The sequence below is a fragment of the Burkholderia sp. AU33423 genome, assembly GCF_002223135.1.
Classification (GTDB): domain Bacteria; phylum Pseudomonadota; class Gammaproteobacteria; order Burkholderiales; family Burkholderiaceae; genus Burkholderia; species Burkholderia lata_D.
In genome coordinates, this window is the sequence record NZ_NKFH01000008.1 from 58,445 (window position 1) to 85,010 (window position 26,566).

Here is a 26,566-nt window from a genome sequence, read left to right on the forward strand (position 1 = left end):
TTTGGTTATTCGGAACGATTCGGCTGGCGCGCCTGGAAGCGGCACTGGAAGAAGCGCACGGCTTCCTCGAAGGCGGCTTCGTGCGTCGCGAGCGCGGCGTGCGTGATGTCCGGATAGCGGATCACCTGCGTGAGCACGCCCGACGAGATCAGGCAGCCCGCATATTTCTCCGCCTCGACGTGCAGCACGTCGTTCTGCGCGGTGACGACGAGCGTCGGCGGCAGCCCCGCGAGGCGCACCGATTCGAGCGGCGCCGCATACGGGTGCATGCGTTGCGCGGCCTGCGGCAGATACGCGCGATAACAGGCCGCGCATTCGCGCGGGGTGATGTCGGAGGCGAGGCGATCGGCGTCGCCGATGCGCGTCATGCTCGGGTCGAGCATCGGCCCGAACAGCGCCTGCGCGACGATCGACACTTCGCCGCGATCGCGCGCGATGAACGCGAGGCAGTTCGCGAGCTGGCCGCCCGCGTCATGACCCGCGACACCGATCTTCTTCGGGTTGCCGCCGAACGCGCGGGCGCGCGTCGCGGCCCACACGGCAGCGCGATACGCATCCTCCGGCGCGGCCGGAAAAGGGAAGGCCGGCGCGAGCGAATAGTCGACCGACACTACGAGCGCTGGTAAGCGTTCTGCTAAAAAACGCGCGGCGAAATCGGCGTCTTCGAGCGAACCGCGGACGAAACCGCCACCGTGGAAATAAAGCACTACTGGCAGCCCGGTCTTGTCCGGGCGGCGGTAGAGGCGCAGCACGATGTCCTGCGCGTAGCCGGGAATTTCCACTTCGGCGACCGTCAGCGCCGCGCCCGCCGTGGCTTGCGCGGGTAATGCGGCCTTCAGGAATTTGCTGAATTCAGAAGCGTCCATGACGATGCAGCATCCATTTCGAGATGGAACGAATTCTGGGTCCGGCAGACATTGGGATAAATGCCTATAATCCGGCAACACAATTCAACGCCCCCGAACAATCCGAGGCTGCGTTTACCCACGAGGTAGCGCAGCCTTGTCGTTCCGGAGGCTCATTAGATTGCGGAGGTTGTGATGGACCGGCTTCAGGCCATGCAGGTGTTTACTCGCGTCGTCGATACAAGCAGCTTCACCAAGGCAGCAGAAACGCTCAGCTTGCCGCGAGCGTCCGTCACGACGATCATCCAGAATCTCGAAGCATTCCTCGGTGTGCGGCTGATGCACCGGACCACGCGCCGGCTGTCGCTCACGCCGGACGGCGCCGCGTACTACGAACGATGCGTGCGGATCCTCGCGGACGTCGAGGAAACCGAGGCGAGCTTCCAGGCGAACAACCGGAAGCCGCACGGAAAGTTGCGTATCGACATGCCGGGTTCGATCGGGCGGCTGCTCGTGATTCCGTCGCTGTGCGAATTTCATACGCGCTATCCGGACATCGACCTGCAGCTCGGCCTGTCCGACCGGCCGGTCGACCTGCTGCAGGAAGGGGTCGATTGCGTGATCCGCGTCGGCGCCCTGCAGGACTCGTCGCTCGTCGCGCGCCGGGTCGGCCTGTTCGAATGCGTGACGGTCGCGTCGCCCGACTATCTCGAGCGCCATGGCGAACCGCAGACGATCGACGACCTGAGCCAGCACAAGGCCGTCAACTACTTCTCGAGCCGCACGGGCCGCACGATCGACTGGACCTTCCTGATCGAAGGCAAGGAAGTCGAGATGAAGATGGAGGGCATCGTGTCGGTGAACGACGCGGATGCGTACGTGACCTGCGGGATCGAAGGCTTCGGCCTGATCCAGCCGCCGCTCTTCATGGTGCTGCCGCATCTGCGCGAAGGCCGGCTCAAGGAAGTGCTGCCGGGCGTCAAGCCGCTGCCGATGCCGATCTCGGTCGTCTATCCGCACAGCCGCCATCTGTCGCCGAAGGTGCGCGTGTTCGTCGACTGGATCGCCGAAGTGTTCGATCGCTGCCCGCTGCTGAGCGGCAAGGGCAGCCTCGACGCGACGTGCAGCAAGCGCACGTTCGAGGAAGCCGAACGCGCGCCGGCACTCGACACGCCGGTCATCAACGAGTGGGTCGCGTGATGAATGGGCGAGCGGCCCGTGGACACCTCGTCACGCGCCCGCCCCTGACACCGTATCCCGCCTTGCATTCATCTGCCTGACGCACGCATGCGGCGGGGCCGCTTCGCCCGCGCCAGCGCTCTCGCCGTACCGACGCGCTGCCCGCGCACCAGCCGCCCGCAGTGACGGTCGACCGTGCCGATCTGGTTGCTCAGGAACGCAATCGTCTGTTCAATGCCGCCGCGTACGCTCGAATGGGCATGCGCGAGTAACTGGTATTCCGCCATCAACGCCTGCACGAGCAGCCGCCGGCGCTGCACGAGCGCCTGAACCTGCTGTAGCCCGGGACCGGCCAACGGCTCGGCAAAGCGGGGATTCGACGATACGTCGTCGAGCACGTTCGCCAGTTCCGTCAGCACGCGCGCATGCGCCCCTTTCCCTTCGAGCGGCAACTCGGTCGCCCGCGCGATGAACGCGCGGGCCTGATGCAGCTGCACGACCGCCACCGGCAGACGCGCGGCCTGCAGCGCGCAGGCGGCTTCGCATTCGCGGCCGCCGGCCGCTTCCAGCAAAACGAGCGCCGGTGACCACTCGGCGATCGTATCCACCAGCGATTCAATGCCGAACGTCTCGTTCCGGTAGCCGAAGATCGCATGCAGCGACGACGCGCAGACTTCGAGAACCTCCCGCGTCACGCCGATTCCCACGCACACGCGCTCTGGCACATCGGCTTCGTCGCCCGACCAGGTCACGCCCGCGCTCATCCGCGCACCCTGGCCGCCCGCAGCGAACCGCGACTTCGACGTTGACAGCAACAACTGTCACAATCAAAATGTAAGCTTGAATGGGACCGGTTCCATAGGCGGCCGCGGTACGATTTTCGTGGTGGCGCGGCCGATCTCCGTCCAGGTACACGGGCCCGCATCCGATCAGCTCCGGAACTGAAACGGCATCCTGCTCCGTTGGCCCCATCGACGGTAACACCATCTTTTTTCCACGATTTCATGCTTTGGATTCCTCATCTTCTGGCTGCCCCTTCGATAGCGCATCAATCAGAAATCGGGTGCGATCCTGACCGCGCAGCCATGCCGGTTCCCGGCCCGCACCCGACCATGACTGCCCCGTCTGGGGATTGAAGTATTTCACCTGGCGCTTCTTGCCCTGAACACCGGCCTGGGCAGGAAACACCTCCTTCGCGGTGAATCCGAATTCCTGGACACAGCGCCGGATTTCCAGCAGAACCGTGGCCGCAATCGCAAGCCGCTCCCGATCCAGTTGCTCCTCGAGCAGCGCTTTCTTTTCCATGAATGACTTGTATATCAGCATGATCTCCCTCACGAATTGCCTATTTCTTCAGATGACCTGTTCATCGAATCTCCCGCCCGACATCCCTTCGTTCCAATGCGTCGGCGAAGCAACGACAAATTCCAATTGATATGGATTACTAAAATATTAAGGCACAAGCCGCCAGGCTTCCAGACACAAGCCTCCCGCGTTCAGAATCGTTGACAATTCCCCGAATAGAACGCATGCGAACATGCGTCGCAGATCGTCGTCGATGCGCAGCTTCATGCCGGCCGCGAACCTCGCTTCATCCACGTTCGCTCAGCGCGATCTCATTACTCGAGACAACCGACCCCTCCGACAACATGGACGTTCTATATTTGGAGGACGACACGACGTATGTCGACCTCGTCACCTCGATACTAGGCAAGGCCGGATACAACGTGCATTCCGTCGCCAACGGTCATCAGGCCGTTCGCCATCTCGAAAGCTCGGTCGTCGATCTGCTGATCCTCGACTGGGAGGTGCCCGGCATGACGGGCTTCGAAGTACTCAAGTGGACCCGCGAGCGCATCGGTGGCGCGCTGCCGATCCTGTTCCTGACGATCCGTGCCGAGGAACACGCGATCTTCTCCGCGATCAATGCGGGGGCCGACGACTACATGGTCAAACCGGTCAATCATTTCGAACTGCTGGCGCGCATCAACGCGTTGCTGCGTCGCGCGTATCACGGCGGCGACATCCGGCAGGACACCCTGGACATCGGCGCCTATCGGGTCGACACCAGAGCGCGGGAGATCTGGGTGAACGGCACGCCGGTCAAGCTGACGCCGCGAGAATTCGACCTCGCGGTCCTGCTGTTCAGCAACTTCGGCCGCATCATGCCGCGCGACGCGCTGATCCGTTCGTTATGGGGGCGCGACATGGCCGGCTCGTCCCGCAGCCTCGACACGCACATCTACCGGCTGCGCACGAAACTGGCGATTCAGCCGTCGAACGGCGTGCGGCTCTGCGCCGTCTACACGCTAGGCTACCGAATCGAAGCGGTTTGACGGCGCGCCGGTTCGACGAGCCGCGCGCCGTCGCGTCCGCCGCCGTTCCACGACGCGAAAGGGACTGTTTCGCCCGCAGCGATAATCGCGCGGAGCCCGCGCAAAGCACGCGTCGCGCTCGTCCTCCCCTTTCAGGACGGGGATTCCACACCGGCCGTCCATCCCATGACGCGGGTAGGGACAACGATTGTTCTGCGCCAGCGACAATTCAATTCACTGAAGCACCATTTATCGCAATCCAGCCGGCTCTTAGAGTAAACCCTGTCGCGCACTTCCATGCGCATCGAACAGACAGGAGTTCCATCATGAACCGACGCGGCCTTTTCTCCGCCCTCGCCATCGCTCTCGCCGTGTCCGCCCCGGCCTTCGCCGATTCGGGTACGCCGCATGCCGGCGACTACGGCAACACGTCGTGGTACTCGCAGCACTCTGGCCCGCGTACGCGCGCCGAAGTGAACGCGGAAGTCGAGCAAGCGCGCAAGGACGGCACGCTCGCCTACTTGCGCAAGGCCAATTCGTATCCGCAAGGGCTCGAACTGGCGCAAGGCCCGTATCGCTCGACGCCTGAAAGCAACCAGCTCGCCGGCGGGGGCCGGTAAACGCGCAACGCCGCGCAACGGGTTGCCCCGCGCGCGGCGTTTCGAGTCATCCATCGACGACTCGCCGAGTCAGTCAGTTAGATAGTTAGTTGCAGGAGCACATGATGAACGATCAACTCCCTTCGCCGCTCGATCACTGGGACGACACCACGCCGGTGTGGACGCCGTTCCGTTCGGCCCCGCATTCGCATTGACGTTGACCGCCGGCTGAGCTTGCGTCCGGCAATTAACGACGCGGCACGCCGTCGCGCCATTCGCCCCAGTGCGTGACGATGTCCTGAACGAGCGGATTGCCCGCGCGATACAGGTTTTCGGTTGCCGGGGCGAAGCCGCCCTGATCCGCGTAGTTCAGCAGGTTGTCGGCACTCGTCTGCCCCGCATACGGCCGGTCGAAATCGGACCCCGTGCGCAGCACCGCCACGCGCGACAGGTCGACCCGCTTCACGCTCGCCGCGCGCTTGAGCGCTTCATACGTCGCGTTGTCTTCCTGCGCGGTCATGCAGTACGTGCCCTTGCCGTCGGTCAGGATCTTCGTCCACTGGCGCGCGCGCTCGCCGATCAGCGTGCCCGAGAACCACGTGTTGCCCGATGACGTATCGCACTGGATCACCGTCGGCGGCCGGTTCGCCGGCGCGTAGTTGAACTTCGCACGTGCAGCCTGCGCCTGCGCGCTGTCGGCGAGCACGACGTTGCGCGACAGCGCGACCGCGGCGTCGGTCAGCTGCGGGTTGAGCTGGAACACCTCGGTGCGATAGTCGAGCGGCGGCTTGTCGTTCGGGCTCTTCGTGTTGATGCCGAGGAAGCCGGTATTCCAGCCGGCCGGAATCTCGCGTGCATCGAGCTCCCACTGCAGGCTGAAATCGACCAGGTATTTCGACCAGGCGGCCGAACCGACCGTGCCTTGCGCGGGGTCGACACCCGCGATGCCGGAGATCAGGAAGTACGTGCGGCGCAGATCGAAGCGCTGCGAGAACGTGAGCGCCATGATCGTCGCCGACGCGTTCGCATAGCCCATGCCGGTCGTGACCACGCATACGTCCTGCTTGTTGCAATGCACGTTCGGGTAGTCGGGCGACAGGCCGGGCACGGCGATGTCGCGCCACGGGCCGATCCGGTCGAGCCAGGCCTGGCCCTCCGGACCGAACATCGTGATGATCATGACCTTGACCGGGCGGCCCTGTGCACCGGTCTCGGCGAATGCATTGTTGCCCGCGTTGTTGCCCTGGTTGTCCTGCGCGATCGACGGCGCGGTCGCACAGGCTGCGAGCGAGAATGCAGCGGCGGAAAGAATGGAGCGAGTCAGCATCGGCGTTCCTTGTTTCGATGATGTTGGGTGAGAACGGCTCTCGTAGACTGCGCGTCGGAGTATAGAACGGGCGTGCCCGATGCGGAACCCGACTACGAAACGGCGACGGTGCGTCGGTGCGGGTCTGGTACACGCGGGAATGACGAAGGAAATGGTCTCCGCGCGTCGACATACCATCAGGAATACTATCCGGTTGCTCGGCACCGACACGTCAATCGAACCTGCACGCGTGTAACCCGGCAAACCACTACAACCGCGCCAGCCCCGCCACGCCGTAACCCAGCACGACAAGCGCCGCAACCACATGGCTCGCGGCGAGCAGCCCCGGCGACTTCACGATCCGGCCGATCATGCTGCCGCCGAATGCGAACACGAGCTGCCCCGCGAGGCTGCCGGCAAACACGCACGCGGCACCGAGCAGCCAGTGCCGATGCGCACCGGCGGCAGCCGTTGCATAGCCGTAGAACAACAGGATCGTGAGCGGGTTCGCCAGCGTGACGAAGAACATCGATGAAAACGGCCGGCTGCCTGGCGGCCGCGCATCACCGTCGAGCGTGCGGCGGCGATCCCGCAGCGCCTGCCACAGCATCCGCGCGCCCATTGCGAGCAGCACGAGCGCGCCGACCAGGCGAAACAGCGACAGATGTGCGGCGAGCGTGCTCGCGAGCATCGCGCCGAGCGTGAACGCGACGACCGCATAGCAGCCGTCGGCCGTCGCGACGCCCACCGCCGCGCGCACACCACTCGCGGTGCCGGCGCGCATCCCGTAGTTCGCGATCATCAGCGCGACGGGCCCGACCGACAGCGCGATCATCAGCCCGAACAGGAAGTCGTTCATCGGTCGTCGATACCTTCTCGATGGAAGGCATCGATTCTAGCGACCGCAAAAAAATCCTGTATGCCGCTTGAGCGTCATGCGACGTCGACGCGTGCTGGCCCGTCCACCATCTCGCCGATCACGCCCGCGCGGTCGAAGCCGTCGGCACGGAAGCACGCGAGCACGTCGTCGACGGCCTCGGGTGCGCACGCGACCAGCAGGCCGCCCGACGTCTGCGGATCGGTCAGCAGCGCCTGCGCGACGGGCGGCAGCGTAGCGGCCAGCTGGACGTCCGCGCCATACGCGGCCCAGTTGCGGCCCGACGCGCCGGTAAACACGCCATCGGCGACGAACGCCTCGACGCTCGCGAGCCACGGCAGCGACGCATAGTGCACGCGCGCGGTGAGGTGTGCGCCACGTGCCAGCTCGAGCGTGTGGCCGAGCAGCCCGAAGCCCGTGACGTCGGTCAGCGCATGCACGCCCGGCAGCGCGGCGAGCTCGGCGCCCGGCCGGTTCAGCTTGGTGGTCGTCGCGACCATCTGCGCGTAGCCCGCGGCATCGAGCTGGTTCTTCTTCAGCGCGGCGGACAGCACGCCGACGCCGAGCGGCTTGCCGAGCACGAGCACGTCGCCCGCGCGTGCAGCTGCGTTGCGCTTCACGCGCGACGGGTGCACGACGCCGATCGCCGCGAGCCCGTAGATCGGCTCGACCGAATCGATCGAATGGCCGCCCGCGACCGGAATGCCGGCATCCGCGCACACCGATTCGCCGCCGCGCAGCACGGCCGCGATCGTCTCGTGCGGCAGCACGTTGATCGGCATCCCGACCAGCGCGAGCGCGAGGATCGGCTTGCCGCCCATCGCGTAGACGTCGGACAGCGCGTTGGTAGCCGCGATGCGGCCGAAGTCGAACGGATCGTCGACGATCGGCATGAAGAAATCGGTGGTCGCGACGATCGCCTGCTCGTCATTGAGGCGATAGACGGCCGCGTCGTCGGACGTCTCGGTGCCAACCAGCAGATCCGGGAACAGCGCGGGCGGCGTCGCGCGCTTCAGCAGCTCGGACAGCACGCCCGGGGCGATCTTGCAGCCGCAGCCGCCCCCGTGCGACAGGCTCGTGAGGCGCGGAACGGCAGGCTGGGCTTGGGTGGCTTCGGTCATGGTCGGCATCCGGTGAATAACAACACGCCATTATCGACAATTCCGTGCGAGCGCGCCCGATACCCACATAATGACGGCGCCCCTCCGCTCCCGCCCCTGTCCGCCTCTTCGTCCATGGACCACCTCTTCATCGGCCTCGTGCTGTGCTCCGCGTTGCTGCATGCCATCTGGAATGCCTTCCTCCACGTCAGCGAAGACCGGCTCGTCCAGCTCGGCACGATGTCGCTGCCGTATTTCGTGTTCGGCGTCGCCGGCGCCGCACTGCTGCCCGCGCCGGCGCCCGCCGCATGGCCGTATATCGCCGGGTCGGCCGTGCTCGAGGTCGCGTACTGCTTCACGCTGGCGCGGGCGTACCGCAGCGGCGAATTCGGGCAGATCTATCCGATTGCACGCGGGATTTCTCCGCTGCTCGTGTCGGTGCTGGCGCTCGCGATCCTGCACGAGCGGCCGACGCCGTTCGGCTTCGCGGGCATCGCGCTCGTGTCGTTCGGCATCATGTCGCTCGCACTGCGACGCGGCTTCCGGTTCTCCGGCGAAGGCGTGCCGTTTGCGCTGCTCACGGGCGTGTTCATCGCCGCCTATTCGATCTGCGACGGCATCGGCTCGCGCGTATCCGGCAGCGCGCTCGGCTACATCGCGTGGGTGTACGTACTGTGGAGCGTGCCGCAGTTCGTGCTGGTCTGCGCGGTGCGTGGCGGCCCGCGCGCGGTGCTCGGCTCGCGCACCGCGCTCACGCAGGGCGCGATCGCCGGCACGATCTCGCTCGCGGCGTACGGGATCGTGATCCTCGCGTACCGGTACTTGCCGGTCGGGACGGTGTCGGCGCTGCGCGAAACGAGCTCGATCTTCGCGGTCGCGATCGGCTGGCTCGTGATGCGCGAGCGGCCCGGCGCGCAGCGGCTTGCCGCGTGCGCGCTGGTGGTGGTTGGCGCGGCGCTGATCCGGCTGTAGCCGGCGCGCGGATCCGCGTCGGGCTGCCGCCATTCTCGACGCTGCTCGCACGGGCTAACGTGATGCCGGCGTCTGCGGCGTGGATCGGTATCGAGGTTCCGGAGGCCGCAAGCGGCGGATTCCCCCCGCACTGCGGAGAGATCGATTCCGCCAGCCCCGACAGCAAACATCAGGAAGCAAGGCTGCAATCGAGCACGCCGCTCAGGCCACCTCGACCACCCGGCCAAACGCCCGCTCGTCGATCGCCTCGGCGAGCGTCGCGAACGCGGTCGCGATCTCGTCCTCCGGCACGCACGCATACCCGAGCAGCAACCCCGACGCCGCACGTTCGCGGTCCGCGTAATACCCGGACAACGGTCGCACGACGATATTGCGTTCGAGCGCGGCCTGCGCGACCGCGCGATCGTCGACGCCTGCCGGCAACTGCGTGACCAGATGCAGCCCCGCATCGCTGCCGAGCGCGTGCAGCGTGTTGCCGTAGCGCTGCGCGACTGCGTCGAGCAGCACCTCGCGGCGCTGCCCATACAACGTACGCATCTTGCGGATATGCGACACGAAGTGCCCTTCCGCGATGAATTCGGCCAGCACCGCCTGCTGCAGCAACTGCCCTTCGCGATACAGCTCGGCACTGGCGGTCGCGAAACTTTCCGCGAGCGGCTCCGGTGCAACCAGGTAGCCGACCCGCAGCCCCGGGAACAGCGTCTTGCCGAAGCTGCCGACATAGATCACCTGCCCGGCCGTATCGAGCCCCTGCAGCGACGCGAGCGGCCGGCTGCCGTAGCGGAATTCGCTGTCGTAGTCGTCCTCGATGATCCAGCAGCCGTGCTGGCGCGCGTATTCGAGCAGCATCCGCCGCCGCGCGAGGCTCATCACCATCCCGAGCGGATACTGGTGCGACGGCGTGACGAGCATCAGCTTCGGCGGTTCGGCAAGATCGGCGGCCGATGGCGCGATGCCTTCGTCGTCGACCGGAATCGGCCGCGTCGTCAGCCCCGACACGTTCAGCACGCTGCGCACGCCCCAGTAGCACGGATCCTCGGTCCAGATCGCGTCGCCCGGGTCGGTCAAGAGCCGCACCGCGAGGTCGATCGACTGGTGGATCCCGGTCGTGATCACGATCTGCTCGGGCGTGCAGCGCACCGAGCGCGACGTGCGCAGGTAGTCGGCCAGCGCCTCGCGCAGCAGCGCGAGCCCGCCGCCCGGCGCGTAGGTCAGCAGGTCGGGACGCAGGCGCCGCCAGTACTTGTTGTGCAGCCGCGTCCACACGCGCGCCGGAAATCGCGACACATCGGGCACGCCCGGCATGAACGCGCCGCCCTGCCGCTTCGACACGCCGGCGCCTTCGACGAGCCGCGTGCCGCGCGCGGACAGCCGCCGCGCGGAGGCCTGCACGAGCGCCGGGCGCGCGGCGGCCGCGTCGGGCGGCGCGCCGACGATCTCGTCCGGCGCGCTGTCGGCGACGAACGTGCCGCGGCCGGTCGCCGAGTTCACGTAGCCTTCGAGCGCAAGCTGTTCGTAAACCTGCGTGACCGTGTTGCGGGCGATCCCGAGTTCGGCGGCCAGGAGCCGCGACGACGGCACGCGCGTGCCGGCCGGCAGTTCGCGCGACAGGATCGCCTGTTGCAGCAGCCGGTGAAGCTGCCGGTAGATCGGCTGTTCGCCGCCGCGCACGAGGCGCTGCGCCAGCCAGTCCGACAACACGCTCGCGCGCATGATTGGCTCCTGAATATTTATTGAAATGGCTCTGATTGCCAGAGCCAAATGTGATTATAGTCGCCTCCATGGGCTGTCGAAGCGCCCGATTTTCACCTCACCGGAAAGAACATCAAGGAGATGACCGTGAAGAATGCCGACCTGCAGGCCCGCAAGAACGCCGCCACCCCGCGCGGCGTTGGCGTGATGTGCGATTTCTACGCAGCCCGCGCCGAGAACGCGGAACTGTGGGATGTCGAAGGCCGCCGCTTCATCGATTTCGCCGCCGGCATCGCGGTGCTGAACACCGGCCACCGCCACCCGAAGATCGTCAAGGCGATCGCGGATCAGCTGAACAACTTCACGCACACCGCTTACCAGATCGTCCCGTACGCGTCGTACGTCGAGCTGGCTGAGAAGATCAACGACCGCGCGCCGGGCGATTTCCCGAAGAAGACCGCGTTCTTCACGACCGGCGCCGAAGCCGTCGAGAACGCGATCAAGATCGCGCGTGCAGCGACCGGCCGTCCGGGCGTCATCGCCTTCTCGGGCGGCTTCCACGGCCGCACGATGATGGGCATGGCGCTGACCGGCAAGGTCGCCCCGTACAAGCTGAACTTCGGCCCGTTCCCGGGCGACGTGTTCCACGCCCCGTACCCGAACGCCGTGCACGGCGTGACGACCGCCGACTCGATCAAGGCGATCGAGATGCTGTTCAAGGCCGACATCGATCCGAAGCGCGTCGCCGCGATCATCTTCGAACCGGTCCAGGGCGAAGGCGGCTTCAACCCGGCGCCGGCCGAGTTCGTGCGCGCGCTGCGCAAGATCTGTAACGAACACGGCATCCTGCTGATCGCCGACGAAGTGCAGACGGGCTTCGCGCGTACCGGCAAGCTGTTCGCGATGCAGCACTACGACGTGCTGGCCGACCTGATCACGATGGCGAAGAGCCTCGCGGGCGGCATGCCGCTGTCGGGCGTCGTCGGCCGTGCGGACGTGATGGACGCGGCGGCTCCGGGCGGCCTCGGCGGCACGTACGCGGGCAACCCGCTGGCCGTCGCGTCGGCGCACGCGGTGCTCGAGATCATCGACGAAGAGAAGCTGTGCGAGCGCGCGACGCAACTCGGCGACGTGCTGAAGGCGAAGCTGAACGCGCTGCAGGCCGACGTGCCGCAGATCGCCGACGTGCGCGGCCCGGGCGCGATGATCGCGGTCGAGTTCCTGAAGCCGGGTTCGGGCGAGCCGGATGCGGAATTCACGAAGCGCGTGCAGACGCGTGCGCTCGAGCGCGGCCTGCTGCTGCTCGTGTGCGGCGTGTACTCGAACGTCGTGCGCTTCCTGTTCCCGCTGACGATCCCGCAAGCCGTGTTCGACGAAGCGCTCGTGATCCTCGAGGAAGTGCTGAAGGAAACGGTCGGCGTGCCGGCCTGAGTGTCCGCCGACTTCATCAACTGAATATGCCGCCGCCGTCTTCATGACGGCGGCGGCCGTTTCATCCGTCCTTTTCGAAGCAGGTGATTCATATGAGCACTGTGCAGGAAACCCTGGCACTGAAAGACCCGTCGCTGTTCCGTCAGCAGGCGTACGTCAACGGCGAATGGCAAGGCGCGACGAACGGCGAGACGTTCGAAGTCCGCAACCCGGCGACGGGCGGCCTGCTCGGCACGGTGCCGGCGATGGGCACGGCCGAAACGCGTCACGCGATCGAAGCCGCGAACGCCGCATGGCCGGCGTGGCGCAAGAAGACCGCGAAGGAACGTGCGGTCGTCCTGCGCAAGTGGCACGACCTGATGATGGAAAACGCCGACGATCTCGCGCTGATCCTGACCACCGAGCAGGGCAAGTCGCTGGCCGAAGCGAAGGGCGAGATCGGCTACGCGGCATCGTTCCTCGAGTGGTTCGCGGAAGAAGGCAAGCGCGTGTACGGCGACACGATTCCGACGCCGGCGAGCGACAAGCGCATCGTCGTGACGAAGGAAGCGATCGGCGTGTGCGCGGCGATCACGCCGTGGAACTTCCCCGCGGCGATGATCACGCGCAAGGTCGGCCCGGCACTCGCGGCGGGCTGCCCGATCGTCGTGAAGCCGGCCGAGGCGACGCCGTTCTCGGCGCTCGCGATGGCCGTGCTGGCCGAGCGCGCGGGCGTGCCGGCCGGCGTGTTCAGCGTCGTCACGGGCGACCCGAAGGCGATCGGCGGCGAGCTGACGTCGAACCCGATCGTGCGCAAGCTGTCGTTCACGGGCTCGACGCCGGTCGGCCGCCTGCTGATGTCGCAGTGCGCGGCGACGGTCAAGAAGGTGTCGCTGGAGCTCGGCGGCAACGCGCCGTTCATCGTGTTCGACGACGCCGATCTCGATGCGGCCGTGCAGGGCGCGATCGCGTCGAAGTACCGCAACAGCGGCCAGACCTGCGTGTGCACGAACCGCTTCTACGTGCATGAAGCCGTGTACGACCAGTTCGCGCAGAAGCTCGCGGCAGCCGTCGGCCAGCTGAAGGTGGGCCGCGGCACGGAGCCGGGCGTCACGCAAGGTCCGCTGATCAACGAAGCCGCCGTGTTGAAGGTCGAGGCGCACATCGAGGACGCGCTCGCGAAGGGTGCGACCGTCGTGACGGGCGGCAAGCGCCACGCACTCGGCCACGGCTTCTTCGAGCCGACCGTGCTGACGGGTGTCACACCGGCGATGAAGGTCGCGAAGGAAGAGACGTTCGGGCCGCTCGCGCCGCTGTTCAAGTTCGGCAGCGACGACGAAGTGATCCGCCTCGCGAACGACACCGAGTTCGGCCTGGCCGCCTACTTCTACAGCCGCGACATCGGCCGCGTGTGGAAGGTGGCGGAAGCGCTCGAATACGGGATGGTCGGCGTGAACACGGGCCTGATCTCGAACGAAGTCGCGCCGTTCGGTGGCGTGAAGCAGTCGGGCCTCGGCCGCGAAGGCTCGCACTACGGCATCGACGACTACGTCGTGATCAAGTACCTCTGCCTCGCCGTCTGACGGTTCGGGGCCTGCCGCTTCGGTGACAGGCCCTGACCGCCCGGCCGGAACCGGGCGGTCCGACGCGGGCCGGTACCCCTCTCCGCCGTGCCCGCGTCATCTCCCCCTCCTCTCCTCCCCCTTTTCCTTTCCCTTCCTCCTCACCGTTTCACGGGACCGCGATCACCGCATCGGCTTTGGTCGAACGGCTGACCACCGTCATCGCGCCACACCAGGCCCGCCACGCCCCTCCTCTCGCACAAAGCCGAAAAACGAAAGCCATCCCGACATCGGTACAAGCCTGCACCCACCAACCTTTCAAATTTGATACGATTCAATTTCATTTTGAAAGATTTCGGGATGCCGGACCGAGGTTGCCGGCGCCCGGCGCGAACGTGGTTCGACCGACTGCGCACCAGGCGCAGGCGGTCGTCGTGGTTCTTCGAGCCACGCTCAACGAGGATGCTGTTCATGGAAAGCCACGTAGGATCAACGTGCCTGCGCGCCCAACTCAAGCGGGGGCTGCTCGAGATCAGAGTCGACGCCGCCGCCCTGCCCCCCGCGAACCTGTTCGGTTTCGCGGAGCGCCGGAATCCCAAGCGAGCATTCCTCTTCGTATCCAAGGTCCTGGGCCGCCACATCCCGGTGCGCCCGTCGATCATGGCGGCGAGCTTCGAGCGCCTCGCGGCCGGAATTCCGGCGGACCTGCCCGGACCGGTACTGGTAATCGGCATGGCCGAAACCGCAGTGGGCCTCGGTGCCGGCGTGCACCGCGCCTATCGTGCGGGCCGCCCTGACAGCGTGTACCTCACCAGTACCCGTCATCCGCTGGGTACCCGCGTCTTTGCTCGATTCGAGGAAGAACACAGCCATGCGAGCGCTCATCTGATCCACTTGCCGGTCGATCCCGAGATTCGTGACCTGATGCTGAAGGCTCGATCGCTGATCCTGGTCGATGACGAAGCCTCCACCGGCAAGACCTTCCTGAACCTGCACCGCGCGCTGGTCGAAGCAGGTCTGAGCAACGTCCAGCGAGTGGTGACCTGCGTCCTGACGGACTGGACTGCCGGTGCCGCTCGTCACGCCATCGGGGAACCGGTCACCGCGGTATCGCTGCTGACCGGCGCCTACCAGTTCCACGAGGATCAGTCCGCGCCCCTCCCGGACATGCCGAACGTCGGTACCGTTTCCATGGGCGAATGGCCTCTCTCGCCCTGCAATGACTGGGGACGTCTGGGCGTTCGGGATGTGGACGACACGCTCGCGCCGGACGTTCAGGTCCAGCCCGGCGAGAAAGTCATTGTCGTCGGTACCGGCGAGTTCGTCTGGCGTCCTTTTCTGCTGGCGGAACGCCTGGAGCGATCTGGCGCGGATGTCCACTTCAGCTCGACCTCGCGGTCCCCCATCGCCCTGGGCCACGCCATCGAGCACGCGCTGTCGTTCCCCGACAACTACGGCCTCGGTATTCCGAACTTCCTCTACAACGTGAAGCCCGGTCAGTTCGACCGGGTCCTGATCTGCACGGAAACCCCCGCCCAGGCACTCCCTGTGGAACTCGTCGACGCACTGAACGCAGAGGTGATTGTCGATGAGCGGTAACCGTCCCCTGGCATTCGTCGACCTCGACGACACCCTGTTCCAGACCGCCCGCAAGATGGCGGAAGGTGTCCCGCGCACGGCAGCCACGCTGGACGTGCACGGTCAGCCAAACGGCTTCATGGACCCGGTCCAGCACGCGTTCATCACGTGGCTGCTCGCCACCGCCGACGTCGTTCCGGTCACCGCGCGCAGCGTGGAGGCATACGGCCGCGTCATGCTTCCCTTCACCGAAGGCGCAATCTGCTCGCATGGCGGCGTCATGCTCCGCCCCGACGGGTTACGCGATCGAAGCTGGCATGGGCGAATGGCCGAGGCCCTCCAGAGCGTTCAGGACCGACTGCCGGCACTGTGCGAGGCCACGCTGGCGATCGGCAGGGAACTCGGCTACTCACTCCGCGGCTGGGTGGTGGAAGAAGAAGGCTTGCGCCAATACGTCGTGGTCAAGCACAACGCGTCCGACGACGCGGTGCTCGCCGAGGTGCTGGCCGGCGTTCGGTCCCGGCGCATGGTGGACGGCATGCACGTTCACGCCAACGGCAACAACCTCGCCTTCCTGCCAACGGGGCTGACCAAGCGCGCGGCCGTTCAGGAGTGGTTGCGCCGCGACCGTGAGAGCCACGGCGAGCGACCGGTCCTGGGCTTCGGCGACAGCATCACCGATCTGGGGTACATGGACCTCTGCCACATGTGGGCGACACCGGCGCGCAGCCAGCTTGCGAATTGGGTGACGGGGACGATCCATGGGTAATCGCCTCGCGAGCCTGAACACCGTCGGCAGCGGCAGCTATGCCGCCGAAGACGTGCACTTCCTTCTGCAACACGTGCGGATGAGCGTCACCGACGTCGAGGAGAAGGAGCGTCTGATTCAGACGAATCAAAAACACTACTCGGAAATGATCGGCCTCGAGCAGGCGCCCTCCGACGTGCACAAGCGCCTTTATGCCCGCGCGCTGCTGCAGAACGGCGCCCGCATGGCTTCGGATGTGCAGTCCCTGGCGATGGCGCTGAGTGCCGCCTACACCGGGCCGGACATCGCCCTGGTCTCGTTTGTTCGCGCCGGCCTGCCGCTTGGCGTGCTGCTGCGCCGGGCACTCGTGGAGATGGGGCGCGACGCCCGCCACTACGGGATCAGCATCATTCGCGATCGCGGGATCGACACGGTTGCGCTGGAAGCCATCATCCGGCTGCATGGCGCCGAAAACATCGTCTTCGTCGATGGCTGGACCGGCAAGGGTGCCATTTCAGGCGAGCTCGCACGGACCCTCGCGGACGACACGCGCTTCCCCGAAGGTCCGCGCCTCGTGGTTCTGGCCGATCCTTGCGGCCGCGCGTGGCTGGCGGCCTCCGCGCAAGACTGGACCATTCCGTCCGGCATTCTCGGCGCAACCGTTTCCGGGCTGGTGTCCCGCTCCATCTGGCCGACTCAAGGCGGCCTGCATGGTTGCGTAGTCTACGAACACCTGCGCGAACACGATGTCACGCGCGAGTTCATCGACAGGATCGACGCCGAACGTCGGGCCCTGGCAGACGCCCGACCTGCCGCTCCATGGACCAACGATCAGCGACTGACGCTCCAGGCGTCCGCGGACAACGTGGTGTCCGCGTTGGCAACCCGCTTCGACATCGGCAACCTGAACCGCGTGAAACCGGGTATCGCCGAGGCAACCCGAGCGATCCTGCGCCGTGTGCCGGATCGCGTGCTGGTACGTGACCGCAATGACAGCGACGTTCAGTTGCTGCTGCACCTCACCGAACGCGCGGGCGTGACCGTCGAGGAAGCGGGCGCCGATCTGGGTCCGTACTGCGCGGTCACAATCATTCGGAGCGCGAATTGATTAAGACCATCTCTCCGTTCGCCCTCGGCGCGACGCTGTACATGCCGGCCACCCGCAGCGACATTCTGGATGTGGTTTCCGGCACCAGGCTCCCGGAGCTGCGCTCGCTGGTGGTCTGCCTGGAAGACGCGGTGGCGGCAATCGACGTCGACAGTGCGCTGGCGAACCTGCGGGCGCTCCTCATGAACATCGATGCCCGGGGAGGGCGCGCCGAATCCGGTCCCTTGCTGTTCGTTCGGCCACGTGACGCCGCGATGGCGGCGGTACTGAACGACTGGCCGCTGATGAAGCACGTCGACGGGTTCGTCGTACCCAAGTTGACGCTGCGATCCCTTTCATCGTGGGAAAACGCGGTGAGTCATCCTGACCTGTACCTCATGCCGACACTGGAGACGGCCGACGTTTACGACCCGGGCGCAATGGTAGAGCTTGGCTCGGCCCTGAAGGCGAACCTGAACCGACGCATCATCGCGCTGCGAATCGGCGGCAACGACCTGATGGGCTGTCTTGGTCTGCGGCGCAATCCGGCCACCACGCTCTACAGCACGCCCCTCAGCTACGTGATTCCCATGCTTGCCGGAATCATGGGGGCCCAGGGCTTTGCCCTGACCGCGCCCGTCTTCGAGCAACTCGCCACGCCCCATCTCCTGAACGAGGAGCTGGAACTGGACATCGCTCATGGCCTGGTAGGGAAGACGGCCATTCACCCGAGCCAGATCCGCATCATCCAGGAGGCACTGCGCGTGAGCCTCGAGGACTTCAACTGCGCCACGCTGATCGTCAACGAGGCGGCCCCTGCCGTTTTCAAGCACAACGACGCGATGTGCGAGCCGGCAACCCACTACAAGTGGGCGGTCAACATCCTCGAACGCGCCAAGTGGCACGGCGTGAAGCCCACCGCCCCGAGTAATGGCGAGCACGGCGTCCGACTGGCGGAGGCCGGCTGATGAGCGTGGAAATGCGTGAGGCTGCCCTCAAAGGCGCACGGTCTACTGTCCGCCGGCTCGATGTCGGCCGAGCAGCAGCAGCGACCCGCATCCGGACCGCGAGTGAGCGGCTGCCGCGCAACACGATTCATGGCGACGCTTTCCCCGTGTGGCGGCAATCCCGCTCGCGGTTTAGCAAAGCCGGGGACTCTGGAATGTGACTCCGTCCGATCCCTCACACGAACACTGAACACCGAACACTGAAGATCAACAAGGAGCGTAAAGATGGCACTCACCCTGAGCAAGAATCAGAGCATCTCGCTGGAAAAAACCGCGGGCCGTGACTTGACCTCGATTAGTCTGGGCCTGGGTTGGGACCCGGTAAAGTCCGGCGGCTTCTTCTCCAAGATGCTGGGCGGCGGCAGCAACGACATCGACCTCGATGCTTCCTGCATCCTGCTGGACGGCGACATGAAATCCGTCGACCTGGTCTGGTTCCGACAACTGGAATCCAGGGACGGCGCCATCGAGCACTCCGGCGACAACCTGACGGGTGAAGGTGACGGCGACGATGAAACCATCCATGTCGACCTGCAGCGCCTGCCGGGCACCATCCAGCACCTGGTGTTCACCGTGAACAGCTTCCGCGGTCAGACGTTCGACCAGGTCGAAAACGCCTACTGCCGCATCCTCGACGACTCCCAAAACAAGGAGCTGGCGCGCTTCAACCTGGCGGAGAAAGGTCGCCACACCGGTGTCGTAATGGCCAGCCTCAGCCGTGGCGGCGGCGGCTGGGAATTCAAGGCGATCGGCCAGTCCACCCACGGCCGCACCGCGGACGATCTCGTCAATCTGGCGATCCAGGCGGTGCGAGCATGACGACACTGGTACCTGGCGGCAATGCGCCGGTGGCCACCGGTCAATTGCGCGTGGACATCAACTACGCGCCGATTCCAGGCGCGGAGATCGATATCTCCGCATTCGCGCTCACCGCTGCCGCGAAAGTCCGAGGCGATGGCGACATGTGCTTCTACGGCCAAACCAGCGTCCTGGGCGGCGCGGTTCAGTTGACCGCCACGACGGCCGGCCGGGCAACGTTCACCGTGGATCTCGCTCGGATCGACCCTGCCGTCGAGAAAGTCGCGCTCACCGCGACCATCCACGAGAACAAGGCGACCTTCGATCGCGTTTCGATGCTGGCACTGGCCGTGACGGGAGGGATCGAGGCGCAGATCCCGACTGCCGGGATGAATGAGACTGCGCTGATCCTCGGGGAGTTTTACCGCCGTCAGGACGCATGGAAGTTCCGCTGTGTCGCACAAGGCTTTGCGGGCGGCCTGGAGCCGCTGGCCAAGCACTTCGGCGTCGACGTTGCCGCGCCTTCCGGTAGCCCGACGCAGAGCCCTCCCGCGCCGACCCCGGCGCCCGTACCGGCGCCGGCGCCCGCACCGGTCCCGCCTGGCGCACCGGCGTCCACGATCCGACTCAGCAAAGTCACGCTCGACAAATCACGCCCCAGCATCAGTCTGGAGAAGACCGCTGCCGGCTTCGGTGAAATCAAGGTGAACCTGAACTGGAACCAGGGTACGAGCGGCCTGCTCGGCGGCTTCCTGGGAAAACGCGGTGCCATCGACCTGGACCTGGGTTGCCTGTTTGAAATGCAGGACGGACTCAAAGGGGCCGTGCAGGCGCTCGGCAAGCGTTTCGGCGATCTGCGGGCGGAACCCTACATCCAGCTGATGGGAGATGACCGTACCGGCTCGGTTGCCGATGGCGAGTGGCTTCGCATCAATGGGCAACAGTGGAACAAGATCGAACGCATCCTGATTTTCGCGTTCATCTACGACGGCGCGCCGAACTGGAAGGCAACGGATGGTGTCGTCACCATTTTCGTGCCCGGCCAGTCCGAAATCGAAGTTCGCATGAATGAGGAGGGCGGCCGCCACGGCATGTGCGCGATTGCCCTGCTTGAAAACGTGAACGGGGCCGTCAAGGTCTCTCGTCGAGTCGACTTCCACCCCGGACACGAGGAAATGGATCGTGCCTACGGCTGGGGTATGCGCTGGAAAGCAGGCTCCAAGTAACCCATGACCCGGCGGGGCCGTCCGGCCCCGCTCACTGAGAGAAAACACATGCTCGACTGGCTGAAAACCAACGCGGCCAAAGCCCGCGAAACCTTGACCATCGAAGTCGCCAAATTCAAGAACCGAACGTTCATGGAGGCGACCGCCAATGCTTGCGCGCTGATCTCCGCCGCGGATGGCGAGATCAAATCCGAAGAGAAGCTGAAGATGGTCGGCTTCATCAACAACTCCCCGGAATTGAAGGTCTTCAACCTGAACGACGTGATCACGGTGTTCAGCGACGCCTGCGGCAAGTTCGAATTCGATTTCCAGATCGGCAAGGCCGAGGCGCTGAAGGCCATCGGCAAGATCAAGGGCAAGGACGGCGAAGCACGTTTGCTGGTGCGCGTGGCCTGTGCCATCGGCGCATCCGACGGCCATTTCGACGACAAGGAAAAAGCGGCTTGCCGCCTGATTTGCCTGGAGCTCGGCTTGAACCCGGTCGACTTCGAACTGTAGGAAACCGAAACGTGGAAACGACACACATTGGCTTCCCGCCGTTGACCATGGCGGTATTCGTCGGCCTGGCGCTGGCCGCCCTGCTGCTGGACATGGTTACCCACCGCGACGACAAGCCGGTCACCCTCGCCCGGGCGTCCATCTGGTCGGTATTCTGGGTGGCCATCTCCCTTGCATTCGCCGGCTTCCTGTACGTGCAGCACGGCGCGGAAGTGGCCAGCCTGTTCCTGACCGGTTATGCACTCGAGAAGGTCCTCTCCGTCGACAACCTGTTCGTCTTCATGGCGATCTTCGCCTGGTTCAAGGTCCCGGACGGCTTGCGTCACCGCATCCTGCACTGGGGCATCATCGGGGCCATCGTATTCCGTGGTGTCTTCGTCGTCATCGGTACCGGCCTGCTGGCATTCGGACCCTGGGTCGAGATCGTCTTCGCGCTGATCGTGGCGTGGACCGCCGTCATGATGCTCAAGGACGGTGACGACGATGACGAGGCGAAGGATTACTCGCAGCATCTTGCTTGCCGCTTCGCGAAAAAGCTCTTCCCCGTATGGCCCAGGCTGCACGGCCACCACTTTTTCGTGAGCCGCAAGCAGCTCGAGTCGGAAGTACGGACGGCCGAGCGGGACATGAGCCTGGCGGCCAAAGGCGGCCTTTTCGCTACGCCGCTGTTCCTCTGCCTGGTCGTGATCGAAGTGTCCGACGTCCTGTTCGCGTTCGACTCGGTCCCGGCGGTCATCGCAGTCAGCCGTGAACCCCTGATCGTCTACTCGGCGATGCTGTTCGCCATCCTTGGCCTCCGCACGCTGTATTTCGTTCTGGAAGCGCTGAAGCGCTACGTGGTGCATCTGGAAAAGGCCGTGATCGTATTGCTGTTCTTCATCGCGGCGAAGCTGGGCCTGAACGCGACCGACCATCTGTTCCACCACGGTATCAGCATCTCCCCGAACACCAGCCTGCTCATCGTACTGGTGGTCCTGGCAATCGGAATCCTGGCCAGCGTGATCTTCCCGAACAAGGAAGACGCGCAAGCCGAAAATCAGTAACCCGTCACAACCCAAAGGAGCTGTTTTCATGGCACTGACTCTTCAAAAAGGCGGCAACCTCTCCCTGTCCAAAACCGACCCGAGCCTGACCAGAATCCTGGTTGGCCTGGGCTGGGACCCGCGCGCAACCGATGGTGCCGAGTTCGATCTGGACGCCAGCGCCTTCCTGCTGGGGGCCAACGGCAAAGTCCGCGGTGAAGCCGACTTCATCTTCTACAACCAGTTGCGCAGCCAGGAGGGCTCCGTCGAGCATACCGGCGACAACCGTACCGGCGCGGGTGACGGCGATGACGAAGTCATCAAGGTCGACCTGAGCCGCGTTCCGGCCGACATCGACAAGATCGCCTTCACGGTCACCATCCACGACGCCGAAGCGCGCAAGCAGAACTTCGGCCAGGTCAGCAATTCGTTCATCCGTGTCGTGAACGAGATTTCCGGCGCCGAGGTGGTCCGCTACGACCTGGCGGAAGACGCCTCCACCGAAACCGCGATGATCTTCGCGGAGTTGTACCGCAGCAACGGCGAGTGGAAATTCCGCGCCGTGGGCCAAGGCTACGCCGGCGGCCTGCGTGCCCTGGCCAACGGCTACGGCATGAACTTCTGAACGGTCTCCTCACCTGAACAAGGAATCACACCATGGCTGTAAGTCTGTCCAAAGGCGGTAACGTCTCCCTGTCGAAAGAGGCCCCGGGCCTGAGCGAAATCGTCGTCGGCCTGGGCTGGGACCCGCGCGTCACCGACGGCACCGAGTTCGACCTCGACGCCTCGGTCTTCGTCACCGGTGAAAACGGCAAAGTCCTGAACGACGCCAGCTTCATCTTCTACAACAACAAGAAGTCCGCGGACGGTTCCATCGAGCACCTGGGCGATAACCGTTCCGGCCAGGGCGATGGCGATGACGAGCAGGTCAACGTGAAGCTGGCCGGTCTGGCGGCCGACGTGAAGAAGCTGGTCTTCGCCGTCACGATTCACGATGCCGAAGCCCGCAAGCAGTCATTCGGCCAAGTGAGCAACGCCTATATCCGCGTCGTCAACAAGGCCGACGGCAAGGAAATCGCCCGCTACGACCTGTCCGAAGACGCATCGACCGAAACCGCCATGATCTTCGGCGAGCTGTATCGCCACAACGACGAGTTCAAGTTCAAGGCGATCGGACAAGGTTTCGCGGGTGGCCTGAAGCCGCTGGCAGAAGCTCACGGTGTGAGCATCGGCTGATCCGAAAGGCAGGAAAATCCGTGGTTTGACCGATCACGCCGTTCAGTTCGCAACTGAACGGCGTACACCACGCGTGAGGTCGGTCGAAATGCGTGAAGGCCAACGAGGCAAGCCACGCTCACCGAAACACGTTCACCGCATCCACCAGCCGCGTCGCCTGCTGCTTCAGGCTTTCCGACGCCGCCGTGCTCTGCTCGACCAGCGCCGCGTTCTGCTGCGTGATGTTGTCCAGGTGCACCACCGCCTGGTCGACCTGCGACACGCCCGTGCTCTGCTCGACCGTCGACGAGCTGATCTCCGCGATCAGGTCCGACACGCGCTTCACCTGCGCGACGATGTCCTCCATCGTCTTGCCCGCCTCGTCCACGCGCCGCGCGCCCGATTCGACGCGCTCGACGCTCGCGCCGATCAGCGTCTTGATCTCCTTCGCCGCATTCGCGCTGCGCTGCGCGAGTGCCCGCACTTCACCCGCGACCACCGCGAAACCGCGCCCCTGCTCGCCTGCGCGTGCCGCTTCCACGGCCGCGTTCAGCGCAAGGATGTTGGTCTGGAACGCGATGCCGTCGATCACGCCGATGATGTCGGCGATCTTGCGCGAGCTGGCCGTGATGTCGCTCATCGTCGCGACGACCTCGCCCACCGCCTGGCCGCCGCGTCCGGCCGCCTCGCTCGCCGACATCGCGAGCCGGTTCGCCTGCAGCGCGGTCTCCGCGTTGCTGTCGACGGTCGCCGTCATCTCGGCCATCGATGCGGCCGTCTCCTGCACGCTCGACGCCGCCTGCTCGGTGCGCGCGCTCAGGTCGTTGTTGCCCTGCGCGATCTCGTTGCTCGCGCGCTGCACGTTGTGCACCTGCTCGCTGACGTCGTCGACGAGCCAGCGGAACATCAAACCGAGCTGGTTGATCGTGCGCAGCGTCATGCCGATCTCGTCGACACGGTTCATCCGCACGCCGCGCCGGCTTTCGCCGGTCGCGACGTTCAACGCCTGGTCGTGCAGCCGCTTCAGCGGACGCACGATCTGCGCGTCGAGCCACAGGCCGGCCGCCGCCGCCACGCCGACCGTCACGCCGGCAAACGCCGCGAGCGCGCCGCCCACCAGCCCGCATGCCCAGCCCGCGCCAACGACCGCCGGCGCGAGCACGCACAGCGCCGAGTGCACGCGCGCGCGCACCGACATCGTCTGCGACAGCGACGCGATGCGCAGCAGCCCCGTGCGGATCACCAGCCCCTTGTGGAACCGGCGCTGGCCGGCCTTGCCTTCGCGGAACGCGCGATACAGCGCATCGGCGGCCTCGGACTCGTCGTGCGGCGCCTTCGTCCGCACCGACATGTAGCCTTGCGGCTCGCCGTTGCGCATCACGGGAATCGCGTTCGCACGCACCCAGTAGTGATCGCCGTTCTTGCGGCGGTTCTTCACCAGCGCGGTCCACGGCTCGCCGCGCCTGAGCGTCGCCCACATGTCGGCAAACGCTTCGCGCGGCATGTCCGGGTGGCGCACCGCGTTGTGCGGCTGGCCGACGAGTTCCTCGTTCGTGAAGCCGCTCACCTGTGCGAACGTCGTGTTGGCGTAGGTGATGATGCTGTCCGCGTCGGTCGTCGACATCAGCGTGACGTCGTCGGGAAAATCGAATTCCTGTTGGGTAACGGGCTGGTTATTGCGCATGCAAGGCTCCGAAAAGCGGATCTGACGTCCGCGTCGCGCTGACTTCACGCTCAGTAGCCGAAAAACGGTTTATCGCTTTACGACGGTTTTCATCTTACTGTCGGCATATTGGGGAAAAACCTTACCCTTTCTTCGCATAAAATATTCAATTCGGCGGTCACCATGATTTCGATCAAATAATCCGGCAATATTCGCCGCGCGTGTTCATCCACATGTCACGCCACGCTGCCCGGTCAACCCGTGCGGCAGGACAATGCGTATCGGCCGTTGCACACGGCGAAACGATTCCGTCTATCCTGCTCCATTCAACCGGTATTCGAATTCGATGAAAAAGGAATTGCACGAACTGAATCGGCTGTCGTGGAATACGGCGACAGTCGCGCATAACAGCCATAAAGGCGATCAGGCCGTATTTTTTCGCGCAGGCGGCTCGACGCTCTTTCCGGAAGAACGCGAACTGCTCGGCGACGTCAGCGGGCTGCGGCTCCTGCACCTGCAGTGCAACGCGGGGCAGGACACGCTGAGCCTCGTGCGCGACGGCGCGGACGCGACGGGCGTCGACATCTCCGACGAAGCGACCGCCTTCGCACGGCAACTGTCGGCCGACGCAGGCCTGCCCGCACGCTTCGAGCGCGCCGACGTGCTCGACTGGATGCCCGAGGCCGCGGCGCGCGGCGAACGCTTCGATCGCGTGTTCACGTCGTACGGCGCCATCTACTGGCTGTCCGACCTGAACGCATGGGCGCGCGGGATCGCCGCGCTGCTCGCGCCCGGCGGCCGTTTCGCGATGGTCGAGTTCCATCCGTTCGCACTGTATTTCGACGAACACTGGAAGCCGCACTACGACTATTTCCAGACCGACGCGACCGAGGAGCCGGCAGGTGTCGGCGATTACGTTGCCGTATCCGGCACGGGGCTCGGCGCACAGCACGACCATCCGGGCGTCGTCGATTTCGCGAACCCGCATCCGAGCTACGAGTTCATGTGGGGCATCGGCGAAGTCGTGAACGCGCTCATATCGGCCGGGCTCGCGATCGACCGCCTGACCGAATATCCGTATGCAAACGGCTGGAAAGGCTTCGACCGCATGCGCGAGCTCGACGGCCGCCGGATGGTGCCGCCCGACGGCATGCCGCGCCTGCCGCTGATGTATGCGATCGCCGCGCATCGGGAGGCCGCATGACGCGCCGCACCGCCGCCGAACGCGACGCACTGTCCGCCCGCCTGCTCACGCGCGACGACGTGCCGCTCGTATGGACCATCGACCGGCGCGAAATCATCGAGCACCTGTATGTGCTGCGCGACGGCGTGCTGCATCTGGTGCCCGAGTTCTACGACGTCCGTGGCTGGCCCGACGGCGAAGCCGACCACTACACGCCGATCCTGCTCGACTGCCACGATCGCGGCGGCTGGTGCGTCGGCATGTTCGACGGCGCGCGGCTCGTCGCGGCGGTCGTCGTCGACAGCCAGCCGCTCGGCCCGCACGGCGACATGCTGCAGTTGAAGTTCCTGCACGTGAGCCACGACTGGCGCGGCTGCGGGCTCGGCGAGCAGCTCTACCGCGCGGCCCGTGAGCAGGCGCGCGCGATGGGCGCTGCGCGCCTGTATGTGTCGGCGACGCCGTCGCAGAACACGATCGACTTCTACCTGCGGCTCGGCTTCACGGTCAGCGCATCGCCCGACCCGGCGCTGTACGCGCTCGAGCCGGAAGACATTCATCTGGAAGCGCCGACGGCCTGACGCACCGGCGCGCGGGTGAAGCGTAGAATTTCCCGCTTTGCCACGGCCGCCATCGGCCATCGCGGCATCACGGAGAGCGAAATTGCAGAACGAAGCGCAGCCGCAA

At 65.4% G+C, this 26,566-nt stretch carries 27 protein-coding genes; 18 read left to right on the forward strand and 9 right to left on the reverse strand.

The window, feature by feature from the left end; translation table 11 throughout:
• Positions 1-5: 5 nt before the first annotated feature.
• Positions 6-866, reverse strand: coding sequence for an alpha/beta hydrolase (locus tag CFB50_RS31575; protein WP_069252570.1), 861 nt, complete (start codon positions 864-866; stop codon positions 6-8).
• A gap of 174 nt (positions 867-1,040) precedes the next feature.
• On the opposite strand from CFB50_RS31575, the gene ceoR reads away from it, so the two are divergent.
• Positions 1,041-2,045, forward strand: a complete 1,005-nt coding sequence (gene ceoR, locus CFB50_RS31580; RefSeq protein ID WP_089448498.1) for a putative multidrug efflux transcriptional regulator CeoR — start codon at positions 1,041-1,043, stop codon at positions 2,043-2,045.
• 68 nt (positions 2,046-2,113) lie between these two features.
• Here ceoR and CFB50_RS31585 read toward each other — a convergent pair whose 3' ends face one another.
• Complete coding sequence (locus tag CFB50_RS31585) at positions 2,114-2,842, reverse strand: hypothetical protein (RefSeq protein ID WP_089448499.1); 729 nt, start codon at positions 2,840-2,842, stop codon at positions 2,114-2,116.
• Positions 2,843-3,026: 184 nt separating this feature from the next.
• Entirely contained in the window at positions 3,027-3,329 is a 303-nt protein-coding gene (locus CFB50_RS31590) for an H-NS histone family protein (protein WP_235986525.1), read from the reverse strand.
• A gap of 224 nt (positions 3,330-3,553) precedes the next feature.
• Here CFB50_RS31590 and CFB50_RS31595 point away from each other — a divergent pair, with 224 nt between their 5' ends.
• Both CFB50_RS31595 and CFB50_RS31600 read left to right on the forward strand, forming a co-directional pair.
• Complete coding sequence (locus CFB50_RS31595) at positions 3,554-4,360, forward strand: response regulator transcription factor (RefSeq protein ID WP_235986524.1); 807 nt, start codon at positions 3,554-3,556, stop codon at positions 4,358-4,360.
• A gap of 305 nt (positions 4,361-4,665) precedes the next feature.
• Positions 4,666-4,959, forward strand: coding sequence for a DUF4148 domain-containing protein (locus tag CFB50_RS31600; protein ID WP_069252573.1), 294 nt, complete (start codon positions 4,666-4,668; stop codon positions 4,957-4,959).
• A gap of 226 nt (positions 4,960-5,185) precedes the next feature.
• Here CFB50_RS31600 and CFB50_RS31605 read toward each other — a convergent pair whose 3' ends face one another.
• From CFB50_RS31605 to selD, 3 genes are all read right to left on the reverse strand, one after another.
• On the reverse strand, positions 5,186-6,265 hold the full coding sequence (locus CFB50_RS31605; RefSeq protein WP_011353903.1) for a purine-nucleoside phosphorylase: 1,080 nt from the start codon (positions 6,263-6,265) through the stop codon (positions 5,186-5,188).
• 247 nt (positions 6,266-6,512) lie between these two features.
• Complete coding sequence (locus tag CFB50_RS31610; protein ID WP_089448501.1) at positions 6,513-7,103, reverse strand: LysE family translocator; 591 nt, start codon at positions 7,101-7,103, stop codon at positions 6,513-6,515.
• Between the two features lie 74 nt (positions 7,104-7,177).
• Positions 7,178-8,242: a selenide, water dikinase SelD gene (selD, locus tag CFB50_RS31615; RefSeq protein WP_089448708.1), complete on the reverse strand. Its 1,065-nt coding sequence runs from the start codon at positions 8,240-8,242 to the stop codon at positions 7,178-7,180.
• 114 nt (positions 8,243-8,356) lie between these two features.
• On the opposite strand from selD, the gene CFB50_RS31620 reads away from it, so the two are divergent.
• A complete protein-coding gene (locus tag CFB50_RS31620; RefSeq protein ID WP_089448502.1) occupies positions 8,357-9,193 on the forward strand; it encodes a DMT family transporter in 837 nt (278 codons plus the stop codon).
• A gap of 201 nt (positions 9,194-9,394) precedes the next feature.
• On the opposite strand, the gene pdxR is transcribed toward CFB50_RS31620, so the two are convergent.
• Positions 9,395-10,906 (reverse strand): MocR-like pyridoxine biosynthesis transcription factor PdxR, encoded by a 1,512-nt coding sequence (pdxR, locus tag CFB50_RS31625; protein WP_089448503.1) that lies wholly within the window; start codon positions 10,904-10,906, stop codon positions 9,395-9,397.
• 126 nt (positions 10,907-11,032) lie between these two features.
• Between pdxR and CFB50_RS31630 the strand changes: the two genes are divergently transcribed.
• Positions 11,033-12,316 (forward strand): 4-aminobutyrate--2-oxoglutarate transaminase, encoded by a 1,284-nt coding sequence (locus CFB50_RS31630; RefSeq protein ID WP_083266220.1) that lies wholly within the window; start codon positions 11,033-11,035, stop codon positions 12,314-12,316.
• A gap of 92 nt (positions 12,317-12,408) precedes the next feature.
• Positions 12,409-13,878, forward strand: a complete 1,470-nt coding sequence (gene gabD, locus CFB50_RS31635; protein WP_021156413.1) for an NADP-dependent succinate-semialdehyde dehydrogenase — start codon at positions 12,409-12,411, stop codon at positions 13,876-13,878.
• A 140-nt stretch (positions 13,879-14,018) separates the two neighbouring features.
• Here the strand turns inward: gabD and CFB50_RS39145 are convergent, their stop codons facing one another.
• Positions 14,019-14,330: a hypothetical protein gene (locus CFB50_RS39145; protein WP_144020725.1), complete on the reverse strand. Its 312-nt coding sequence runs from the start codon at positions 14,328-14,330 to the stop codon at positions 14,019-14,021.
• Between CFB50_RS39145 and CFB50_RS31640 the strand changes: the two genes are divergently transcribed.
• The 10 genes from CFB50_RS31640 (at position 14,329) to CFB50_RS31685 (ending at position 23,057) form a co-directional block, all read left to right on the forward strand.
• Complete coding sequence (locus CFB50_RS31640; protein WP_089448709.1) at positions 14,329-15,456, forward strand: phosphoribosyltransferase domain-containing protein; 1,128 nt, start codon at positions 14,329-14,331, stop codon at positions 15,454-15,456. The two genes, CFB50_RS39145 and CFB50_RS31640, sit on opposite strands and share 2 nt — an antisense overlap.
• Entirely contained in the window at positions 15,446-16,204 is a 759-nt protein-coding gene (locus tag CFB50_RS31645; protein WP_089448504.1) for a trehalose phosphatase, read from the forward strand. Before CFB50_RS31640 ends, CFB50_RS31645 begins: the two co-directional genes overlap by 11 nt.
• Positions 16,197-17,291 (forward strand): cysteine protease StiP domain-containing protein, encoded by a 1,095-nt coding sequence (locus tag CFB50_RS31650; RefSeq protein ID WP_089448505.1) that lies wholly within the window; start codon positions 16,197-16,199, stop codon positions 17,289-17,291. Before CFB50_RS31645 ends, CFB50_RS31650 begins: the two co-directional genes overlap by 8 nt.
• Positions 17,288-18,238 (forward strand): HpcH/HpaI aldolase/citrate lyase family protein, encoded by a 951-nt coding sequence (locus CFB50_RS31655; protein ID WP_235986523.1) that lies wholly within the window; start codon positions 17,288-17,290, stop codon positions 18,236-18,238. The genes CFB50_RS31650 and CFB50_RS31655 overlap by 4 nt, the downstream gene beginning before the upstream one ends.
• A gap of 264 nt (positions 18,239-18,502) precedes the next feature.
• Complete coding sequence (locus CFB50_RS31660; protein WP_089448506.1) at positions 18,503-19,096, forward strand: TerD family protein; 594 nt, start codon at positions 18,503-18,505, stop codon at positions 19,094-19,096.
• Positions 19,093-20,301 (forward strand): TerD family protein, encoded by a 1,209-nt coding sequence (locus CFB50_RS31665; RefSeq protein ID WP_089448507.1) that lies wholly within the window; start codon positions 19,093-19,095, stop codon positions 20,299-20,301. Before CFB50_RS31660 ends, CFB50_RS31665 begins: the two co-directional genes overlap by 4 nt.
• 48 nt (positions 20,302-20,349) lie before the next feature.
• Entirely contained in the window at positions 20,350-20,799 is a 450-nt protein-coding gene (locus CFB50_RS31670; protein WP_089448508.1) for a tellurite resistance TerB family protein, read from the forward strand.
• 11 nt (positions 20,800-20,810) lie between these two features.
• A complete protein-coding gene (locus CFB50_RS31675) occupies positions 20,811-21,842 on the forward strand; it encodes a TerC/Alx family metal homeostasis membrane protein (protein ID WP_089448509.1) in 1,032 nt (343 codons plus the stop codon).
• Between the two features lie 28 nt (positions 21,843-21,870).
• Entirely contained in the window at positions 21,871-22,446 is a 576-nt protein-coding gene (locus CFB50_RS31680; RefSeq protein WP_089448510.1) for a TerD family protein, read from the forward strand.
• A 32-nt stretch (positions 22,447-22,478) separates the two neighbouring features.
• Positions 22,479-23,057 carry a TerD family protein gene (locus tag CFB50_RS31685; RefSeq protein WP_089448511.1) on the forward strand — a complete coding sequence of 193 codons (579 nt, stop codon included), beginning with the start codon at positions 22,479-22,481 and terminating at the stop codon, positions 23,055-23,057.
• Positions 23,058-23,175: 118 nt separating this feature from the next.
• On the opposite strand, the gene CFB50_RS31690 is transcribed toward CFB50_RS31685, so the two are convergent.
• Positions 23,176-24,720, reverse strand: coding sequence for a methyl-accepting chemotaxis protein (locus tag CFB50_RS31690; RefSeq protein ID WP_089448512.1), 1,545 nt, complete (start codon positions 24,718-24,720; stop codon positions 23,176-23,178).
• Between the two features lie 325 nt (positions 24,721-25,045).
• Here CFB50_RS31690 and CFB50_RS31695 point away from each other — a divergent pair, with 325 nt between their 5' ends.
• Together CFB50_RS31695 and CFB50_RS31700 are read left to right on the forward strand one after the other, a co-directional pair.
• Positions 25,046-25,903 (forward strand): class I SAM-dependent methyltransferase, encoded by an 858-nt coding sequence (locus CFB50_RS31695; protein ID WP_089448513.1) that lies wholly within the window; start codon positions 25,046-25,048, stop codon positions 25,901-25,903.
• Positions 25,900-26,460 (forward strand): GNAT family N-acetyltransferase, encoded by a 561-nt coding sequence (locus CFB50_RS31700; protein WP_089448514.1) that lies wholly within the window; start codon positions 25,900-25,902, stop codon positions 26,458-26,460. The genes CFB50_RS31695 and CFB50_RS31700 overlap by 4 nt, the downstream gene beginning before the upstream one ends.
• Positions 26,461-26,566: the final 106 nt, after the last annotated feature.

What these genes read in the sequence shown, in the direction of transcription:
- CFB50_RS31575 (WP_069252570.1), bottom strand. Translation starts at nt 866, where the DNA reads ATGGACGCTTCTGAATTCAGCAAATTCCTGAAGGCCGCATTACCCGCG.
- ceoR (WP_089448498.1), top strand. Translation starts at nt 1,041, where the DNA reads ATGGACCGGCTTCAGGCCATGCAGGTGTTTACTCGCGTCGTCGATACA.
- CFB50_RS31590 (WP_235986525.1), bottom strand. Translation starts at nt 3,329, where the DNA reads ATGGAAAAGAAAGCGCTGCTCGAGGAGCAACTGGATCGGGAGCGGCTT.
- CFB50_RS31595 (WP_235986524.1), top strand. Translation starts at nt 3,554, where the DNA reads ATGCGAACATGCGTCGCAGATCGTCGTCGATGCGCAGCTTCATGCCGG.
- CFB50_RS31600 (WP_069252573.1), top strand. Translation starts at nt 4,666, where the DNA reads ATGAACCGACGCGGCCTTTTCTCCGCCCTCGCCATCGCTCTCGCCGTG.
- CFB50_RS31605 (WP_011353903.1), bottom strand. Translation starts at nt 6,265, where the DNA reads ATGCTGACTCGCTCCATTCTTTCCGCCGCTGCATTCTCGCTCGCAGCC.
- CFB50_RS31610 (WP_089448501.1), bottom strand. Translation starts at nt 7,103, where the DNA reads ATGAACGACTTCCTGTTCGGGCTGATGATCGCGCTGTCGGTCGGGCCC.
- selD (WP_089448708.1), bottom strand. Translation starts at nt 8,242, where the DNA reads ATGACCGAAGCCACCCAAGCCCAGCCTGCCGTTCCGCGCCTCACGAGC.
- CFB50_RS31620 (WP_089448502.1), top strand. Translation starts at nt 8,357, where the DNA reads ATGGACCACCTCTTCATCGGCCTCGTGCTGTGCTCCGCGTTGCTGCAT.
- pdxR (WP_089448503.1), bottom strand. Translation starts at nt 10,906, where the DNA reads ATGCGCGCGAGCGTGTTGTCGGACTGGCTGGCGCAGCGCCTCGTGCGC.
- gabD (WP_021156413.1), top strand. Translation starts at nt 12,409, where the DNA reads ATGAGCACTGTGCAGGAAACCCTGGCACTGAAAGACCCGTCGCTGTTC.
- CFB50_RS31640 (WP_089448709.1), top strand. Translation starts at nt 14,329, where the DNA reads ATGGAAAGCCACGTAGGATCAACGTGCCTGCGCGCCCAACTCAAGCGG.
- CFB50_RS39145 (WP_144020725.1), bottom strand. Translation starts at nt 14,330, where the DNA reads ATGAACAGCATCCTCGTTGAGCGTGGCTCGAAGAACCACGACGACCGC.
- CFB50_RS31645 (WP_089448504.1), top strand. Translation starts at nt 15,446, where the DNA reads ATGAGCGGTAACCGTCCCCTGGCATTCGTCGACCTCGACGACACCCTG.
- CFB50_RS31650 (WP_089448505.1), top strand. Translation starts at nt 16,197, where the DNA reads ATGGGTAATCGCCTCGCGAGCCTGAACACCGTCGGCAGCGGCAGCTAT.
- CFB50_RS31660 (WP_089448506.1), top strand. Translation starts at nt 18,503, where the DNA reads ATGGCACTCACCCTGAGCAAGAATCAGAGCATCTCGCTGGAAAAAACC.
- CFB50_RS31665 (WP_089448507.1), top strand. Translation starts at nt 19,093, where the DNA reads ATGACGACACTGGTACCTGGCGGCAATGCGCCGGTGGCCACCGGTCAA.
- CFB50_RS31670 (WP_089448508.1), top strand. Translation starts at nt 20,350, where the DNA reads ATGCTCGACTGGCTGAAAACCAACGCGGCCAAAGCCCGCGAAACCTTG.
- CFB50_RS31680 (WP_089448510.1), top strand. Translation starts at nt 21,871, where the DNA reads ATGGCACTGACTCTTCAAAAAGGCGGCAACCTCTCCCTGTCCAAAACC.
- CFB50_RS31685 (WP_089448511.1), top strand. Translation starts at nt 22,479, where the DNA reads ATGGCTGTAAGTCTGTCCAAAGGCGGTAACGTCTCCCTGTCGAAAGAG.
- CFB50_RS31690 (WP_089448512.1), bottom strand. Translation starts at nt 24,720, where the DNA reads ATGCGCAATAACCAGCCCGTTACCCAACAGGAATTCGATTTTCCCGAC.
- CFB50_RS31695 (WP_089448513.1), top strand. Translation starts at nt 25,046, where the DNA reads ATGAAAAAGGAATTGCACGAACTGAATCGGCTGTCGTGGAATACGGCG.
- CFB50_RS31700 (WP_089448514.1), top strand. Translation starts at nt 25,900, where the DNA reads ATGACGCGCCGCACCGCCGCCGAACGCGACGCACTGTCCGCCCGCCTG.